Raw genomic sequence first — 17,337 nt, 5'->3', positions numbered from 1 at the left:
TGCGAGACTGTCCGCCCGGGCAGGAGTGCCGGGGAGTCTTCTGTCGGGAGTGTTGCATGCCATTGTCCACCGGGCTGATCGCCGTCGTCGCCCTGGCCTATATGGCCATCATGTTCGCCATCGCCTTCTACGGCGACCGTCGCAGTGCGCCGCTGCCGCCGCGAGTGCGTGCCTGGGTGTACAGCCTGTCGCTGGCGGTTTATTGCACCAGTTGGACGTTTTTCGGCGCGGTCGGCCAGGCCGCCGAACAGTTGTGGTCATTCCTGCCGATTTACCTCGGACCGATCCTGCTGTTGGTTGGCGCGCCGTGGGTCCTGCAAAAAATGGTGATGATCAGCAAGCAGGAGAACATCACCTCCATCGCTGACTTTATCGCCGCACGCTACGGCAAATCGCAATCGCTGGCGGTGGTCGTGGCGCTGATTTGTCTGGTCGGCGTCCTGCCCTACATTGCCCTGCAACTCAAAGGTATTGTCCTCGGCGTGAACCTGTTGATCGGCGCCGGTGCCGACGCCATGGGCACCCGCGCCCAGGACACCGCGCTGATTGTGTCGCTGGTACTGGCGCTGTTCACCATCGTCTTCGGTACGCGCAACCTCGACGCCACGGAGCACCACCGCGGCATGGTGCTGGCGATCGCGTTTGAGTCACTGGTCAAGCTGTTCGCGTTTCTCGCCGTCGGCGCCTTCGTCACCTATGGCCTGTATGACGGCTTCGACGATCTGTTCAATCAGGCGATGCTCGCCCCGCGCCTGGAGGAATACTGGAAGGAAACGATTAACTGGCCTTCGATGGTGGTGCAGACCGGTGTGGCGATGATGGCGATCATCTGCCTGCCCCGGCAGTTCCACGTCACAGTGGTCGAGAACATCGATCCGCAGGATCTGCGCCTGGCCAAATGGGTGTTCCCCGCCTACCTCGCGTTGGCCGCGCTGTTTGTAGTCCCGATCGCCCTGGCCGGTCAGATGCTGCTGCCCAGCGACGTATTGCCGGACTCGTTCGTGATCAGCCTGCCACTGGCCCAGGCCCATCCGGCGCTGGCGATGCTGGCGTTTATTGGCGGCGCATCGGCGGCGACCGGCATGGTCATCGTCGCCAGCGTGGCGTTGTCGACCATGGTCTCCAACGACATGCTGTTGCCGTGGCTGCTGCGACGCAACAACGCCGAGCGCCCGTTCGAAGTGTTCCGCCAGTGGATGCTGTCGGTGCGCCGGGTTAGCATCGTGGTCATTCTGTTGCTGGCATACGTCGCCTATCGCTTGCTTGGCTCCACCGCGAGCCTGGCGACCATCGGTCAGATTGCCTTCGCCGCGGTGACGCAACTGGCCCCGGCCATGCTCGGCGCGCTGTACTGGAAACAGGCAAACCGGCGCGGTGTGTTTGCCGGCCTCGCCGCCGGGACGTTTCTGTGGTTTTACACGCTGATCCTGCCGATTGCCGCACGCAGCCTCGGCTGGTCGCTGGACACCTTCCCCGGCCTCGCCTGGCTGCACAGCAACCCGCTGAACCTGCCGATCACACCGCTGACCCAGGGCGTGGTGCTGTCGCTGGCAGGCAATTTCACCTTGTTCGCCTGGGTCTCGGTGCTGTCCCGCACGCGGGTGTCGGAGCACTGGCAGGCCGGGCGCTTCATCGGTCAGGAAATCAGCGCCCGCCCGAGTGCGCGCTCGATGCTGGCGGTACAGATCGACGATTTGCTGCAACTGGCGGCACGCTTTGTCGGTGAAGAACGCGCGCGGCAGAGCTTTATCCGTTTCGCCTACCGCCAAGGCAAAGGCTTCAACCCGAATCAGAACGCCGACGGTGAGTGGATCGCCCACACCGAACGCCTGCTGGCCGGTGTGCTTGGCGCATCGTCGACGCGAGCGGTAGTAAAAGCCGCCATCGAAGGTCGGGAAATGCAACTGGAAGACGTCGTCCGCATCGCCGACGAAGCCTCGGAAGTCTTGCAGTTCAACCGCGCGCTGTTGCAAGGCGCCATCGAAAACATTACCCAGGGCATCAGCGTGGTCGACCAGTCGCTGAAGCTGGTGGCGTGGAACCGCCGCTATCTGGAGCTGTTCAACTACCCGGACGGCCTGATCAGCGTCGGCCGACCGATTGCCGACATCATTCGCTACAACGCCGAACGCGGCTTGTGTGGCCCCGGCGAAGCGGAAGTCCACGTCGCCCGGCGCCTGCACTGGATGCGCCAGGGTCGCGCGCACACTTCCGAACGACTATTCCCCAACGGCCGGGTGATCGAGCTGATCGGCAACCCGATGCCCGGCGGCGGTTTCGTCATGAGTTTCACCGACATTACTGCGTTCCGCGAAGCCGAACAGGCGCTGACCGAGGCCAACGAGGGACTGGAACAACGGGTCAGCGAGCGGACTCAAGAACTCTCGCAGCTCAACGTCGCGTTGACCGAAGCCAAGGGCACCGCCGAGGCCGCCAACCAGTCGAAAACCCGCTTTCTCGCGGCAGTCAGCCATGACTTGATGCAGCCGTTGAACGCCGCACGCCTGTTCTCCGCCGCTCTCTCTCATCAGGACGACGGCTTGAGCAGCGAGGCGCAAAAACTGGTGCAGCACCTCGACAGTTCGTTGCGCTCGGCGGAGGACTTGATCAGCGATCTGCTGGATATTTCCCGTCTGGAAAACGGCAAGATCAACCCGGATCGCAAGCCATTCGCGCTCAATGAACTGTTCGATACACTCGGTGCCGAGTTCAAGGCACTGGCTCACGAACAAGGCTTGAGCTTCCGCGTGCGTGGCAGCCACTTGCGCATCGACAGCGATATCAAATTGCTGCGGCGGATTCTGCAGAACTTCCTGACCAACGCTTTCCGCTACGCCAAAGGCCCGGTACTGCTGGGTGTGCGTCGACGCGACGGGGAATTGTGTCTGGAGGTGTGGGATCGCGGGCCGGGTATTCCGGAAGACAAGCAGCAGGTGATTTTCGAAGAATTCAAACGCCTCGACAGCCATCAGACCCGCGCTGAAAAAGGCCTGGGCCTGGGCTTGGCGATCGCTGATGGTTTATGTCGCGTGCTCGGCCATACATTGCGTGTGCGCTCGTGGCCGGGGCGCGGCAGTGTGTTCAGCGTCAGTGTGCCGCTGGCGCGCACACAAACCCTGCCGGCGAGCGCCGCTGTCGAAATGAATGGCCAGTTACCGAATGGCGCACGGGTGCTGTGTATCGATAACGAAGACAGCATTCTGATCGGCATGAACAGCCTGTTAAGCCGCTGGGGCTGTCAGGTGTGGACGGCGCGCAATCGTGAGGAATGTGCGGCGTTACTTAAGGATGGCGTGCGGCCACAACTCGCATTGGTGGACTACCACCTCGATCACGGCGACACCGGGACTGAGTTGATGGCGTGGTTGCGCACGACGTTGGGCGAGCCGGTGCCGGGGGTGGTGATCAGCGCGGATGGGCGACCGGAGACGGTGGCGCAGGTGCATGCGGCGGGGCTGGATTATCTGGCCAAACCGGTGAAACCGGCGGCGTTGCGGGCGTTATTGAGTCGGTATGTGCCGTTGTAGGTGGTGACTTCACTGACGCCTTCGCGAGCAAGCCCGCTCCCACCGTTTGAAATGCATTCCAATGTGGGAGCGGGCTTGCTCGCCAAGCGTTTGCGGTTATTCCGGTAATTCGACCAAGCCATCGACATCGGTCATCGCCCGCTCCAGCAGATCCGCTGGCAAACTCTTGCTCGCCCGCGCACCGAGCAGCTTGAGCTGCTCGCTGCGGCTGACCAGGTTGCCGCGCCCTTCTGTCAGCTTGTTGCGCGCCGAACTGTAGGCTTTGTCCAGTTGCTGCAGACGATTGCCGACCTCGTCCAGATCCTGAATGAACAACACGAATTTGTCGTACAACCACCCGGCGCGCTCGGCGATTTCCCGGGCGTTCTGGCTCTGGCGTTCCTGCTTCCACAGGCTGTCGATCACGCGCAGAGTCGCCAGCAATGTGGTCGGGCTGACGATCACTATGTTGCGATCGAAGGCGTCCTGGAACAGCGTCGGCTCAGCCTGCAATGCTGCGGAAAACGCGGCTTCGATCGGCACGAACAGCAAAACGAAATCCAGGCTGTGCAAGCCTTCCAGGCGTTTGTAATCCTTACCGGACAAGCCCTTGACGTGGTTGCGCAGCGACAGCACGTGCTGCTTGATCGCGATCTGCCCGAGGCTATCGTCTTCGGCGGCCACGTATTGCTGATAGGCCGTGAGGCTGACCTTGGAGTCGACCACCACCTGTTTGTCGCCCGGCAAGTAAATGATTACGTCCGGCTGGAAGCGCTCGCCATCCGGGCCTTTGAGGTTGACCTGCGTCTGGTACTCGCGGCCCTTCTCGAGACCTGCATGCTCCAGCACGCGTTCGAGGATCAGTTCGCCCCAGTTGCCTTGGGTTTTCTGGCCTTTGAGGGCGCGAGTCAGGTTGGTCGCTTCATCGCTCAGGCGCAGGTTGAGCGCCTGCAAACGCTCCAGCTCCTTGGCCAGCGAGAAGCGCTCGCGGGCCTCGGCCTGATAGCTTTCTTCCACGCGTTTTTCGAAGGACTGGATGCGCTCTTTAAGCGGATCGAGCAACTGGCCGAGGCGCTGCTGACTGGTCTCGGCGAAGCGCTGCTCGCGTTCGTCGAAGATCTTGCCTGCCAGTTCGGCGAACTGCGCACGCAGCTCATCGCGCGAGCCTTGCAGGTCGTTGAGACGTTGCTGATGGCTTTCCTGCTGTTCGCGCAATTCGGCATTGAGCGAGGCCGCCTGAGCGTCGAGGCGACGCAGTTCGGCTTCCTTGCTGGCGCGCTCGAGGTTCCAGGCGTGGGACGCATCCCGGGCATCGTCACGCTCGATCTGCAGTAGCTCGACTTCGCGACGCAGCGCCGCCAATTCAGCCTGTTTGGCCGCGTTGGCCTGGCCGAGATCGGCGATCTCATCGCGGCTGGCATCAAGCTGAGCGTTGAGCCCGTCCTGTGCCAGTTGCGCCATGGCCAGACGTTCTTCCATCAAGGCCACTTGCGCTTGCCCGTTGCTCGCCCGGCGCTGCAGTTGCCAGGCCAGTGCCAATAACGGCAGCCCAGCGCCTGCGAGACCGAGCAATACGCTGGTCAAGTCCATAGCCATAGCGACTCCTGCCGATCCGATAAAGCCTGAAGGTTAACCAAGGTGTCAGAACTTGGACAGCTCAGTCTTCGATGAGCCCGAGTTCCTGCTGCGCGCGACGATCACCGGCGCGAGCGGCCTGACGCAAAAGATCCTGGCCAATGCGGCGATCGCGGGCATTGCCGCACTCACGACACATCAATTGACCGAGACGGCTCTGCGCGACGATCACGCCTTCGCGCGCCGGTTGCTTGAGCAGGCGGCCGGCAAGGTGTTTGGCATTATGGCTGTCGCTCAGGCACGGGCTGTCGAGCAGCCATTCGGCGACGCGCACGGAAAATCGCTTGGGAGGGGTAACATGAGGAGACTGAGAGGTAACAGAGTCTGATACTGAGCGAAACTTCATAAAACACTGTGGGACAGATCGGAAGGCGCGCCACTCTACTCTCTTTTTCTTACAGGTAAAGCCGAAAAACAACCCGGCACGCCCGTCCTAGAGCAAGCGCTCGGGACAATCCACAGAAGCTGTGGATAACTCAGTGGACAACCGCCCTCCAACCCCCGCAAAGCCTTGTAGAATGGGGCCCGCAGTCAAACTGACGATTTTTTCACCAACAAAAAAAAGCGATGTTTTTCATTGACTTAAACTTTCGTTACAGGCAGCCACCGGGGTCAGGATTGATGTGACAGTGTCGTTACAGCCCGCGCAACTAATGTGCACAAGTACCTGTTACGCGGTTATATGAATGCACAGTTTCGAGTCGTTTAGGCCATTTGCCTGGGGTAAAGCCCACTGAGAAGCGGCGCCATGAAAAAAGCTTCACCGACCGACGGTCGGGATCTGAGCCAATCAGGGACAACCAAACGGATCGCCAAGCAAAATCGGCAAAGGATTTCAATCTTTTTCCATCCAGCGTTTGCTTTACCCATTTCGATCCGATACTATCCGCGGCGTTAGTACCAAGCTGAAAGTCAATTCCGGTCGAACACATCCCCACGGTCAACCTTCTTCACAGAAGTCTTACACCGAGAAAGCGGGAACGACCCCTCGATGGTTTCCAGGTAAATCTTGTGACGACACTGCCTTTGAATGAATGCAAAGGGTGTTGCGAAGACCACTTACTCTGACCGAACCAACCTGCAAATTGATCAGGATCTTCACCCCGGGCCCAGAACCTTTGCCCTTGATGTGTTGCCTGCCCTCCTAAGTACCTACCTGCCAGCCCAAGCGCGCCAACTTATCAGCGCTTCAAACTGGCTGCTTTGTTCCAGTCGGGTTCTTTGTTCGACCAATGGTGGTCGACATTACTGGAACGTTTTAACGTTGCACGGTTCTTATCCGTGTCATTTGTAGGAACACCTAATAACTATGTCTACTCAAATCCATACTCAGGATGCCATTCGCACCCTAACCAACGCATTTGCACCAATGAACTGCCTGATCATGGCCGCTCGCAAAGGCTGCTTCAGCTTCACGGTGGTCAATGAACACGGAATCGCCCGCCACAGCGAGCGTCTGTACCCCGATCAATACTCCAGCGCCGAACCGCTGCAGGCCGTGATCGACCGTACACGTCAGGCACTGGTTGCCTGAAAAGCCGAAAAGGCTGCAAAAGCAAAAGCCTCGCTTAAAAAGCGGGGCTTTTTATTGCCTGATGTTTCACTTTTCAGTCTCCGTGCGTAAGCACCATCGGATATAACGGTTATAACTCGCAACCGGAAATATTTTAAAAACAGGCCTTTACGTCGCGAATATGACACTACACTTCAACTCAAGCGGCGTGATCCGCTTCCGGCGAGCCTGATTCGATCCACCGCTGCCAAGGCCCCCTTTCAGGCATCGCCGCCCAATAACAAAATCCGAGGGATTTATGGGTATCGCTGCCAGCGAACTGTGTCGCTATGTGATCCGTCCTACTTTGATATATCTGGGACGCCACACCGCAACTGCCGAATCTCTGTTGCTGGGCATCGCCGCCAGCCAGTCCGCCCTCGGGTCAGCCCTGCATGACCGCCGAGGCCACGGCCTCTACCGCATCGCCGAGCACCGCCATCAAGCGCTCTGGGATCACTATCTGGCGCTCGATCCGGAGCGTGCCAGCCTGGTTCGCGGCCTCGCCAGCCAGCATGCTTTTCTCAGCGGCCCGCACCTGGAACTGACTGTCAATCTGCGTTACGCCACCGCCATCGCCTGGCTGCTGGTGGAAGAACAAAACCCTGCCCTTCCCGAACCAGGCGATCTGCTCGGCATGGCGCGCATCTGGCGTCAGACCTTCCAGCCCCAAGGTCGTCTTCGCGATTTTACCTGCGCCTGGCAAACCTGTGTTTCACCGCTGAATCAGGTCGCTTGCTGACCCGGTGGTTTTACAACATCGCCCAACAGGCCGCCATTTTGGTCGGATTGTCCTACAAAACCGCTCTAACTCAAGGCATACGGACTATAGCGCTGGGACGAAAATCTTGGTAATTTTCGCCCCGGTGATCACCAGGAGTTCTAATAATGAAAAAAGTAATGCTCAAAACCACCCTTAGCCTTGCCGTTACCTTGGCATCCACGCAGATTTTCGCCGCTGGCTTTGCCATCAACGAACACAGCATTAGCGGGATGGGGACTGGGTACGCCGGGCGATCTTCTTCTGCCGACGACGCAAGCACTGTTTATGGCAACCCTGCCGGCATGTCGCGCCTCAAGCGCGAACAAGTGACTGGCGGTGTTGCCTTCCTCGACGCCAAGACCGATATCAGCGACGGTAGCTCCAGCCCTAACGGCGGCAGCAACAAAGGCGACATGGTGCCCTTCACCTCCGTACCTATGGGCTTCTACGTCAAACCGATCGACGATCACTGGGCATTCGGCCTCGGCGTATACGTCCCGTTCGGCCTGATTACCGACTACGAAAACGGCTTTGCCGGCCGCTACTTCGGCAGCAAGTCCGAAGTACAAGTCATCACCTTCCAGCCAACCGTCAGCTACGCCTTCAACGACAAGGTGTCGATCGGTTTCGGCCCGACCATCAACCGTATCGACGGTTCGCTGGAATCCAACCTGTCGATTACTCAGGCAGCGCCGGACGGCAAGGTCAAGATCAAGGGTGACGACACCGCACTGGGCTACAACGTAGGCCTGCTGGTACAGGCAACCGATTCCACTCGCGTGGGTCTGACTTACCACTCGAAAGTCGACTACAAGCTCGAAGGCAACACCAAGGTCAACTACGGTGTACTGGCCTTGGCCGGTCTGAACCCGAGCCAGAAGTACGATGCTTCGTTGAAGATCACCACGCCTGAGTCCGTCGACCTCTCGGTCACCCAGGCGATCAACGACCGCTGGAACGTGTATGCCGGTACCACCTTCACCCGCTGGAGCAAGTTGGAGAAGATCACCGTCAAGAACTCCGGCGTTCAACCGGCGCTGGCCGGCCAGTTCGGCGAGATCACTGAAGACCAGAACTGGCACGACTCCTGGGCTTACGCCGTGGGTACTTCGTACCAGTTGAACAAGGAATGGGTACTGCGTACCGGTCTGACCTTCGACCAGTCGCCGACCAACAACGTCGACCGCTCGCCACGCATTCCTACCGGCGACCGGACCATCTTCAGCATCGGTGCTGGCTGGAGCCCGACCGAAGACCTGACCATCGACGTTGCTTACTCGTACCTGAAGGAAGAGTCGGTCAACATTCGCAACGAAAACGCACGTGGCCAGACCTACGATTCCAAGTATGAAAACTCGGCAAACGGTTTCGGTGTCGGCGCGACCTACCGCTTCTGATGCTGTATGGCGAGGCTGACCCCTCGCCCACTAAAAAGCCCCGCTCTCTGTGTACAGAGGCGGGGCTTTTTAATGGTTCTTCACGGATTACCGGGAAAGACGCTCTTGATTTTCATGAAAAAGAATTCGCTATCCCGGTAACCGTACGCCATCCGTTTGATAACCTTTATTCGATTGTTTATGCCTTCCAACTGCCCCGTGTGCATCGGCCAGCGAACCCGGCTGACGATTCCCCGCCAGTAACCCTTTAGCCGTTTGGCGAACAGGATCAGAGCCGGTATCGCGCTTTCATCAGCGTGGCGCAGCCATTGCTTCCAGGCTGATCTCCAGCCCCAGGCGGTACTTGGCGTCCAGAGCGTTTTGAGTTCAGCTTTCATCAAGTAGACCGTCATCAACGCTTGGTTGGCCGCCAGCAAATCCTCCAAGCGGACCTGTTGCTCCGGTGTTTTCAGGTTCTGCGGGTTGCGCAGGAGCAGCCAACGCGCTTGCTTGATGACCTTTCGGGCCGGCTTGTCGTGACGCAGTCGATTGGCTTCGTCGACGCGAACCCGATCAATCACCTCTCGGCCATATTTGGCCACCACATGGAAAAGATCGTAGACCACTCGCGCTTTTGGGCAGTGCTGACGAACCTCCAGATCAAAAGCGGTGTTCATGTCCATTGCCACCGCTTCGATTCGGGCGCACCCCTCTGGCCCCAGCTCTTCGAAAAATGGCCTGACCGCCGCCCGGCTGCGGCCTTCGCCGATCCACAGCACCCGTCGCGTATCCGCGTCCAGAACAACGCTGGCATAACGATGACCTTTGAATAATGCGAACTCGTCCATCACCAAGCGTCGCGGTTGCGCCTTTGGCAAAACGCTCAATGCTGCTTGCAAGGCTCGACGCTCCAGCACCCGAACGGTCTCCCAATGCAGCCCAAACATCTGCGCTACGTGCAACGTGGGAAGGCGTTCACAGGCTTGAATGACCGCCTCTGCCAGACGCCGTGTCATACGGGCATAGCGATCCAGCCAACTGACGGCCTCCATGCGTTTGCCACAGTCGCGGCAACCAACGCGTCGGAGCAAAACGCTCAGGCGTACTGCGCGACCGAGAATGGGTAAATCACGAATGACTCGCTGGCAATACTCATGCGTGGTTGAACAGGGTTTTTGGCACCCACCACAGGAAGGGAATCGGGTGGCGTGGGGTGTCAGATCGATCTGGAGGGCATCACCATCAGGCTTGATCGTGACGACAGAAAAGCCCTCCCAAAAAGGAAGGAAAGTATTAATATCGTGCATAAGAACGCCGGTTTGTTAGATGTGTTTGCTCGCACGAACATCATCAATCAAATCGGCGTTCTTGTTTCTGTGTTTCCCGGGATTCCGTGAAGAACCTTTTTAATGCCTGAAACCGGTGCGACCTGTAGGAGCTGTCGAGTGAAACGAGGCTGCGATCTTTTGACTTTAAAAAACAAGATCAAAAGATCGCAGCGTGCCGCAGCTCCTATGTATGGACTCGCCCCCACTGTCTACCCGTTTTTTGAAAACTGTCGCCCCGTTGCATCTATGTATTAGGCCTATTCGTGGAAGCCGTCTTCGGCCTCTGGCCAAAATTGGAAGAGCTCGTGGCATGCCGATTACAGTCAGGCCTCGAAGGCCAGTAGGAGCTTAGGCATCAATCCACGCCGGTCTTACCTGGGGTCAATTTTTTTCAGCAAAGGGTCGGACAGTCAGTACCTCGGTGGCAGAACTCGGTCGCTCAGTGGCTTATCGTCGCTTACTGACCATTACCAGCATGACGACGATAAGACTGGTCATTCTGTAGAAGCACCCAGACGATTCGTAGGTTGCGGTTGGCTAACCTGATCGCAGCCTCCTTACGGCCCAGTCGGCTCATCCACCGCAACAAGCGGCGGTCATCGGGTTGCAGGGAATCAGGTCGCAGTTGTTGCAGGACCGAATGGGCTCCCTGGATCATCAAGCTGCGTAAATAAACATCACCTCGCTTGGTCATGTCGCCCAGCCGGACCGTCTGCCCGCTGCTGTGCTGGTCAGGCACCATGCCAAAGTACGCGGCAAACTTGCGGGCATTGGGAAACCGCTCAGGGTTGGTTTCCTTGGCCACCAGTGCCGTGGCAATGACTGGGCCAATGCCGCGCACGGTCATCAGTCGCCTCGCTGTCATGTCGGCGTTAGCGGCCACTTCCAGGCGGCCCGTCAACACGCCGATGCGCTCGCCCAAATGGCGCCACTCAGCCAACAGTTCGTCGATCAATTCACGCAGCAGGCCAGGCAGTGGCTGGGTCGCATCTTCCAGTACCCGCGGAATCTTCTGACTGATCGCAACATCGCCCTGCGCCAAGGCCACGCCGTGCTCGAGCAGCAGGCCGCGCATCTGATTGCTGACCGCCGTGCGTCGACGCACATAGCCCTGACGGGCGCGATGCAGCGCTTGCATTGCCAGCGCAGCAACGCTTTTGACCGGTACCGCGCAGATTTTTTCATCGCGACCAGCGCGCAGAATCGCCAGCGCATCGTTGCGATCATTTTTAGGCCCACTGCGGTGTGTGGTCACCAAACCGGCTGGAAGAATCCGCGCCAGATTACCTTTGTCTTGCAACTGCCGGGCCCAGGCTTGAGCTCCCGGACCGGTCTCCATCAAAACCACGACATGAGGCGGCAGCTGTTGGAGAAACTCATAAAACGCCTCACGCGACTTGATCCGCTGTTCATAGCGCACCTGGCCGAGGACATCTTCACCAGCGACCTGAAAGACCTGTTTGGCCAGATCTACCGCCAAAGTTGTGCAGGCCGACAAATCGGAAGAAGACAGGGATTGATCATTCGAACTATGATTTTTCATGGACTCGCCCTCGCTGTCGATGGCTGTTTAGACTGCCACCGTGGCGCATTGACGCCTCGGCTTGGGCGAGTCCATCCAATTACAGGGGTTATCCGGGGTCAGGGCTTCAGGGGTTTTGAAGCGATAGCCTTTTCGATCGCGGCGATGAATTCAGGATCATCGGGCTTGGTCAGGCTGGAAAAATTGGCGATGACATTGCCCTGGCGATCAATCACGTACTTGTAGAAATTCCACTTCGGCGCACTGCTCTGTGCAGCCAACACCTGGAACATATGCGTGGCGTCATCACCACGCACCTTCTGCGGTTCGGTCATCGTGAACGTCACGCCGTAGTTGGCGTAACAGACCTTGGCGGTCTCGGCGCTGTCTTTGGATTCCTGTTTGAAGTCGTTGGACGGCACACCGAGCATTTGCAGCCCTTGCGACTCAAAGCGCTTATGCAGTGCCTCAAGGCCTTCGAACTGCGGGGCAAAACCACAGAAACTCGCGGTATTGACCACCACCAATGGTTTGTCAGCGTATTGCTGGCACAGATCGATGGATTCCTTGGCCCGCAACTTGGGCAGCGAGCCTTGCAGCAATTCGGGACAGTCAGCCGCTTGAGCCAAACCGGTCAACGCCATCAGCAACGCGGGAACAGCACACCAGCGCATCAGCATGTCGAACATCCTTGAGCAGTCGTCAGAGTTCGACGTTACTCGTCACGCCACGTTCTAGCAAATGCTCATGCCCAACTGCATCAGCGCCAGACCGCCCTGATGCCATCCCCACCACACCAACGCCAGCAAAGCGGCGCCGAGTGCGGCAATGACGATACGCGGCCAGAGCCGACTCATGCGGCGCTCGCAGCGGCTTGCAGACGCGCGACCGGACGCTCGCGCACCGGCCAGTTCAACGCAGCGGCCAAAAGGCTCAGAAGAATCGCCACTTGCCAGACCAAGTCATAACTCCCGGTACGGTCATACACCACCCCGCCCAGCCAGCCGCCGAGGAACGAGCCAAGCTGATGAAACAGGAACACGATACCGCCGAGCATGGACAGATTGCGCACGCCAAACAAGGTCGCCACCGTGCCGTTGGTCAACGGCACCGTCGACAACCACAAAAAGCCCATGGCCATGCCGAACAGATATGCGGTTGTCGTCGTTACCGGCAGCCACAGGAACAGCACGATCACCACCGCCCGCATCAGATACAGCGCCGTCAGCAGACGTGGTTTGGACATGCGTCCACCCAGCCATCCAGCGGTGTAGGTGCCGAAGATGTTGAACAGGCCGATCAGCGCCAGCACCGTGGTGCCGACCGTGGCCGGCAGATGTTGATCGACCAGATAGGCCGGCAGATGCACGCCGATGAACACGACTTGAAAACCGCAGACAAAAAAACCGAACGCCAGCAGCCAGAAACCTGAGTGCGAACAGGCTTCGCGCAGGGCCTCAGACAATGTCTGCTCATGGCCGAGCACCGGCAGCGGCTTGTCCTTGAGCATGCTCACCAGCGGCACGATCAGCGCCACCAACAAACCCAACACCAGCAGCGCGGCGGACCAGCCGAGCCAGCCGATCAGCCCCAGCGTGCCCGGCAACATGGCGAACTGGCCGAAAGAACCGGCGGCGCTGGCAATGCCCATGCCCATGCTGCGTTTTTCCGGCGGTACGGCACGGCCGACCACACCAAGAATCACCGAGAACGAAGTGCCAGACAAACCGATACCGATCAGCAAACCAGCACTGAGCGACAACGTCACCGCCGAATCGGACAGCCCCATGCACACCAGGCCCACGGCGTAGAGCACGCCCCCGACCAGCACCACTTTCGCCGCGCCGAAACGGTCGGCCAGCGCGCCAGTAAATGGCTGGGCCAGGCCCCAGATCAGGTTCTGCAAGGCGATGGCGAAGGCGAACACTTCACGCCCCCAGCCGAACTGCGCGCTCATGGGCGACAGAAACAGGCCGAAGCCGTGGCGCACGCCCAATGACAACGCCAGGATCAGCGCACTTCCCAGCAACACCCAACCGCACGTACGCCACATCGATGTCATTGTTATTCTCCGGTCGCGGGTATATACCCGCTTGAGCCCCAACAAACCGGCATCAAGCCAGTTCGTCCAGCAGTTTGAGCAAGGTTTCGCGCTTCTCGGCACCCAAGCGGTCGATCAACCGCTGCTGCGCCGCTTCCCACGCTGGCAAGGCTGCTGCAAGACGCTGAGCACCGATCTCGGTCAGCCTGACGATGCGGTTGCGCATGTCTTCGCCCTCGGCCAGCGCCACCAGCCCTTCGCCTTCGAGCACGCGCACATTACGCCCGAGCGTGCTGCGATCCAGACCCATGGCCTCGGCGAGTTCAGAGATGCTCGGTTGATCCAGACGCTGCAGATTGCACAGCAAGGAATACTGGGCAACGTTGATCCCGAAGCCATCGAGAGCGCCGTCGTAATGCCTGCTGACGCCACGCGCGGCGCGACGCAGGTTGGTGCACAAACACTGAGAAGGAAGCATGATGCGTGTATATACCCGCGACTGTGTTAAATCAAGTTACATGGGTTTTTTCAGTGACATTCTTGCGCCTCAGACATCGCTTTCGCGAGCAGGCTCGCTCCCACAATTGACCGCATTCCCATGTGGGAGCGAGCCTGCTCGCGAAGAAGCCAGAATATTCTGCAAATATCTATCAGACCAACGCTAATCCTACCAACACCACCATCTCCAGCAACTCCAGCAACGCCCCCGCGGTATCCCCGGTCGTCCCAGCCAACCGCCGCATCATCAAATGCCGCAACCAGACAAACACACCGACAGCGACCAGCAGCGCAATGATTGCCTTGAACCCGGCGATCACCACACAAGCCAAAGCGCTAACTGCAAGAGCCCACCACCCTGCCCTGCGCGGCAAATGATCAGCCAACGCCTGCCCCAAACCTCCCGCCCGCACATACGGTGTGGTCAGAAACAACCCGAGCAGCGCCGCCCGCCCCAGCAGCGGCACGATGATCAACGCCATCGTCTGCTGCTGTTCGATCAATGCCAGCAGCGCCGCAAACTTGAGCAGCAACACCAGCACCAGCGTGACCACGGCAATCGGCCCGCTGCGCGGATCTTTCATGATGGTCAGCGTGCGCTCGCGATCACCGAACCCGCCGAGCCAGGCATCGGCACTGTCGGCCAGCCCATCAAGGTGCAACGCGCCGCTGAGCAACACCCATACTGTCAGCAATAACGCTGCGTGCAGGAGCAACGGCGCACCGGCCAGGACAAGATTCAGCGCCCACAGGATCAGGCCAAACAGCAACCCCACCAGCGGATAAAACAGCAGCGAACGCCCAAGCTGTTCAGGCTCCGGCATCCCCGGCAGACGAATCGGCAGACTGCTGAGAAATTGCAGGGCGATCCACAGCGGCAACATGTCAGTGATCTTCCTTGAGCGAGCCGTCGGCTTCGACTGTCAGCGAAAACAACGAACCGTGAGCGACTTCGACATTGAGCAATTGCTCACGCGGCAAACCCCGCGCCTGCGCCAACAACAAGCGCATCACACCGCCATGGCTGATCAGCAACACCCGCTCACCGGCATACGCCGCGTGCAATCGCGCGACCGCCGCCAATACCCGGGCGGAAAAATCGCCCACCGGTTCACCCTGCGGCGGTGTGAACGAATAGGGATCAGCCCAGAACAACCCCAACGCCGCGGCGTCGGTTTCCATCAACGCCGCAGCGCTCTGCCCTTCCCATGCGCCGAAGTGCAACTCTTGCAGAGCCTTGTCCAGTTGCACCGGCAAATTCAATTGCTCGCCCAACTCAGCGGCAAACCGCGCGCAACGCTGCAATGGCGAACTGACCAAACGATCCCACGGCCCGCCCGCGATCACGGCTTCGCGCATCTGCGCCCAGCCTTTCTCAGTGAGCGCATCGTCGAGACTGCCGCGCAAACCGCCGCCCAGTTCAGTTTCACCGTGGCGTAGCAGATCCAGACGCAAGGTCATGCCGGACGATCCGCCACCGCCGCTTCGGCGAACGTCGCCATCTGCCCGTGCAGATCACAGGCCAGACGCAGCAATGGCACCGCCAACGCCGCACCACTGCCCTCGCCCAGACGCAGGCCGAGTTCCAGCAAGGGTTCAGCGCTCAGGGTTTCCAGCACATGCCGATGCCCCGGCTCTGCGCCCCGGTGACCGAACAGCAGCCATTCACGGCAGGCCGGATTCAAGCGCACCGCCACCAGCGCGGCGACCGTGCAGATAAAGCCGTCAACCAGCACTGCGACGCCCTCCTGTGCAGCGGCCAGATATGCGCCAACAAGCGCCGCAATCTCGAAACCGCCGAGGTTGAACAGCGTCTGCAACGCGTCACCCCGTTGCGCAGCATGCAAGGTCAATGCGCGCTCGATCACTTGCGCTTTATGGCTGACACCTTCGGCATTCAAGCCAGTGCCGGGGCCGGTCAGGTGCGCCACCGGGCAATCGAGCAAGGCACAGGCCAGCGCACTGGCCGCCGTGGTGTTGCCGATGCCCATTTCGCCGCCGATGAACAACTGCGCGCCTGCGGCTTTAGCTCGCAACACGCTGTCGCGACCGGCCTGCAATGCGAGTTCACCCTGGGCCTGGGTCATCGCCGAACCCTGAGCAAAATTCGCCGTGCCCGGGCCGATGTTCAGGTGACGCACGCCCGGCAGGTCCAGCGATGGCGTCACCGTGCCCAGATCCACCACTTCCAGTTGCGCACCGAGCTGACGCGCCAACACGCTGATCGCCGCACCGCCGCTGACGAAGTTGAGCAACATCTGCCCGGTAACTTCCTGTGGATAGGCCGATACGCCTTCGGCGACCACACCATGATCACCGGCAAAGATCGCAATCCAGACCTGCTCGAGCGTCGGTTTCACCTGCCCTTGCAGACCGGCCAGTAGCACCGCCACCGACTCCAGCTGCCCGAGCGAACCAGCCGGTTTGGTCAATTGCTGTTGCCGCGCCGCTGCTTGTTCGACGATATCGGCGTGCACCGGTTTGCACGGGTTCAGCCACCAGGTTTGGGTCATAACGCAGGTCCTTTCAGAGTCAGGGGCAGGCCGGCGACAGTCAGGACAACACGCTGACAGCGCTCAGCCAGAGCTTGATGCAGCCAACCGGCTTCATCGACATAGCGGCGAGTCAATTCGCCCAGCGGCACGACACCCATTCCGGTCTCGTTGCTGACAAAAATGATTTCCCCCGGCAGTGACGCCAGGCAGTCGAGCAGTGCTTCGCGTTCGGCGCCGAGACGCTCGGCGTCATCGAGCATCAGCAGATTGGTCAGCCACAGGGTCAGGCAATCGACCAGCAGGCAGCGTTCGGCACTGGCGTTTTCACGCAGGACGCGGGCCAGTTCCAGTGGCTCTTCAATCAGCGCCCATTCGGCGGGACGACGGGCGCGGTGATGGGCGACGCGCGCGTTCATCTCGCCGTCCAGCGGTTGGCTGGTGGCGATGTAGGTGACCGCCAGAGTGCTGTCGCTGGCGAGCTTTTCCGCCAGACGACTTTTGCCGGAGCGGGCGCCGCCGAGGATCAGTTGGAGCATGGGACATCCTGAAAGTTATGTGTTGAAGCGGGCGGCCCCTTCGCGAGCAGGCTCGCTCCCACCCTGGAATGCGTTCTCATGTGGG

General features: G+C 59.7%; 17 protein-coding genes. 5 read left to right on the top strand and 12 right to left on the bottom strand.

The window, feature by feature from the left end:
• The first annotated feature begins 56 nt into the window (after window positions 1–56).
• On the top strand, window positions 57–3,527 hold the full coding sequence (locus tag ATI02_RS03125) for a hybrid sensor histidine kinase/response regulator (RefSeq protein ID WP_100845396.1): 3,471 nt from the start codon (window positions 57–59) through the stop codon (window positions 3,525–3,527).
• Between the two features lie 96 nt (window positions 3,528–3,623).
• Here ATI02_RS03125 and ATI02_RS03120 read toward each other — a convergent pair whose 3' ends face one another.
• Together ATI02_RS03120 and ATI02_RS03115 are read right to left on the bottom strand one after the other, a co-directional pair.
• Window positions 3,624–4,988: a DNA recombination protein RmuC gene (locus ATI02_RS03120; protein WP_167394905.1), complete on the bottom strand. Its 1,365-nt coding sequence runs from the start codon at window positions 4,986–4,988 to the stop codon at window positions 3,624–3,626.
• 175 nt (window positions 4,989–5,163) lie between these two features.
• Window positions 5,164–5,487 (bottom strand): SEL1-like repeat protein, encoded by a 324-nt coding sequence (locus ATI02_RS03115; protein ID WP_100845394.1) that lies wholly within the window; start codon window positions 5,485–5,487, stop codon window positions 5,164–5,166.
• Window positions 5,488–6,450: 963 nt separating this feature from the next.
• Between ATI02_RS03115 and ATI02_RS03105 the strand changes: the two genes are divergently transcribed.
• From ATI02_RS03105 to ATI02_RS03095, 3 genes are all read left to right on the top strand, one after another.
• On the top strand, window positions 6,451–6,675 hold the full coding sequence (locus tag ATI02_RS03105; protein ID WP_064586664.1) for a hypothetical protein: 225 nt from the start codon (window positions 6,451–6,453) through the stop codon (window positions 6,673–6,675).
• 277 nt (window positions 6,676–6,952) lie between these two features.
• Window positions 6,953–7,435 carry a hypothetical protein gene (locus ATI02_RS03100; protein WP_100845393.1) on the top strand — a complete coding sequence of 161 codons (483 nt, stop codon included), beginning with the start codon at window positions 6,953–6,955 and terminating at the stop codon, window positions 7,433–7,435.
• 146 nt (window positions 7,436–7,581) lie between these two features.
• Entirely contained in the window at window positions 7,582–8,853 is a 1,272-nt protein-coding gene (locus ATI02_RS03095; protein WP_100845392.1) for an OmpP1/FadL family transporter, read from the top strand.
• 80 nt (window positions 8,854–8,933) lie between these two features.
• Here ATI02_RS03095 and ATI02_RS03090 read toward each other — a convergent pair whose 3' ends face one another.
• A complete protein-coding gene (locus ATI02_RS03090) occupies window positions 8,934–10,085 on the bottom strand; it encodes an ISL3 family transposase (protein ID WP_238156162.1) in 1,152 nt (383 codons plus the stop codon).
• On the opposite strand from ATI02_RS03090, the gene ATI02_RS32550 reads away from it, so the two are divergent.
• Window positions 10,008–10,229, top strand: coding sequence for a hypothetical protein (locus ATI02_RS32550; protein WP_238156214.1), 222 nt, complete (start codon window positions 10,008–10,010; stop codon window positions 10,227–10,229). The two genes, ATI02_RS03090 and ATI02_RS32550, sit on opposite strands and share 78 nt — an antisense overlap.
• A 388-nt stretch (window positions 10,230–10,617) precedes the next feature.
• On the opposite strand, the gene ATI02_RS03085 is transcribed toward ATI02_RS32550, so the two are convergent.
• From ATI02_RS03085 to cobU, 9 genes are all read right to left on the bottom strand, one after another.
• Complete coding sequence (locus ATI02_RS03085; protein ID WP_100848419.1) at window positions 10,618–11,658, bottom strand: IS110 family RNA-guided transposase; 1,041 nt, start codon at window positions 11,656–11,658, stop codon at window positions 10,618–10,620.
• A 143-nt stretch (window positions 11,659–11,801) separates the two neighbouring features.
• Entirely contained in the window at window positions 11,802–12,362 is a 561-nt protein-coding gene (locus ATI02_RS03080) for a glutathione peroxidase (protein WP_095191691.1), read from the bottom strand.
• 54 nt (window positions 12,363–12,416) lie between these two features.
• Window positions 12,417–12,539, bottom strand: a complete 123-nt coding sequence (locus ATI02_RS33065; RefSeq protein WP_256587114.1) for a hypothetical protein — start codon at window positions 12,537–12,539, stop codon at window positions 12,417–12,419.
• Window positions 12,536–13,744 (bottom strand): MFS transporter, encoded by a 1,209-nt coding sequence (locus ATI02_RS03075; protein ID WP_095191692.1) that lies wholly within the window; start codon window positions 13,742–13,744, stop codon window positions 12,536–12,538. The genes ATI02_RS33065 and ATI02_RS03075 overlap by 4 nt, the downstream gene beginning before the upstream one ends.
• A 52-nt stretch (window positions 13,745–13,796) precedes the next feature.
• The gene (locus ATI02_RS03070; protein ID WP_095191693.1) at window positions 13,797–14,201 is read right to left on the bottom strand and encodes a MarR family winged helix-turn-helix transcriptional regulator; all 405 of its coding nucleotides are present in this window, start codon (window positions 14,199–14,201) and stop codon (window positions 13,797–13,799) included.
• Window positions 14,202–14,373: 172 nt separating this feature from the next.
• Window positions 14,374–15,105: an adenosylcobinamide-GDP ribazoletransferase gene (locus ATI02_RS03065; protein WP_100845391.1), complete on the bottom strand. Its 732-nt coding sequence runs from the start codon at window positions 15,103–15,105 to the stop codon at window positions 14,374–14,376.
• A gap of 1 nt (window position 15,106) precedes the next feature.
• Window positions 15,107–15,682, bottom strand: coding sequence for an alpha-ribazole phosphatase family protein (gene cobC, locus ATI02_RS03060; protein ID WP_095191695.1), 576 nt, complete (start codon window positions 15,680–15,682; stop codon window positions 15,107–15,109).
• Entirely contained in the window at window positions 15,679–16,734 is a 1,056-nt protein-coding gene (cobT, locus tag ATI02_RS03055; RefSeq protein ID WP_100845390.1) for a nicotinate-nucleotide--dimethylbenzimidazole phosphoribosyltransferase, read from the bottom strand. Before cobT ends, cobC begins: the two co-directional genes overlap by 4 nt.
• Window positions 16,731–17,252, bottom strand: coding sequence for a bifunctional adenosylcobinamide kinase/adenosylcobinamide-phosphate guanylyltransferase (gene cobU / locus ATI02_RS03050; RefSeq protein ID WP_095191697.1), 522 nt, complete (start codon window positions 17,250–17,252; stop codon window positions 16,731–16,733). The genes cobT and cobU overlap by 4 nt, the downstream gene beginning before the upstream one ends.
• Window positions 17,253–17,337 lie beyond the last annotated feature (85 nt).

It is taken from the genome of Pseudomonas baetica (genome assembly GCF_002813455.1).
In the GTDB taxonomy this organism is placed as follows: domain Bacteria; phylum Pseudomonadota; class Gammaproteobacteria; order Pseudomonadales; family Pseudomonadaceae; genus Aquipseudomonas; species Aquipseudomonas baetica.
This window is presented reverse-complemented; position numbering and strand designations above follow the sequence as displayed.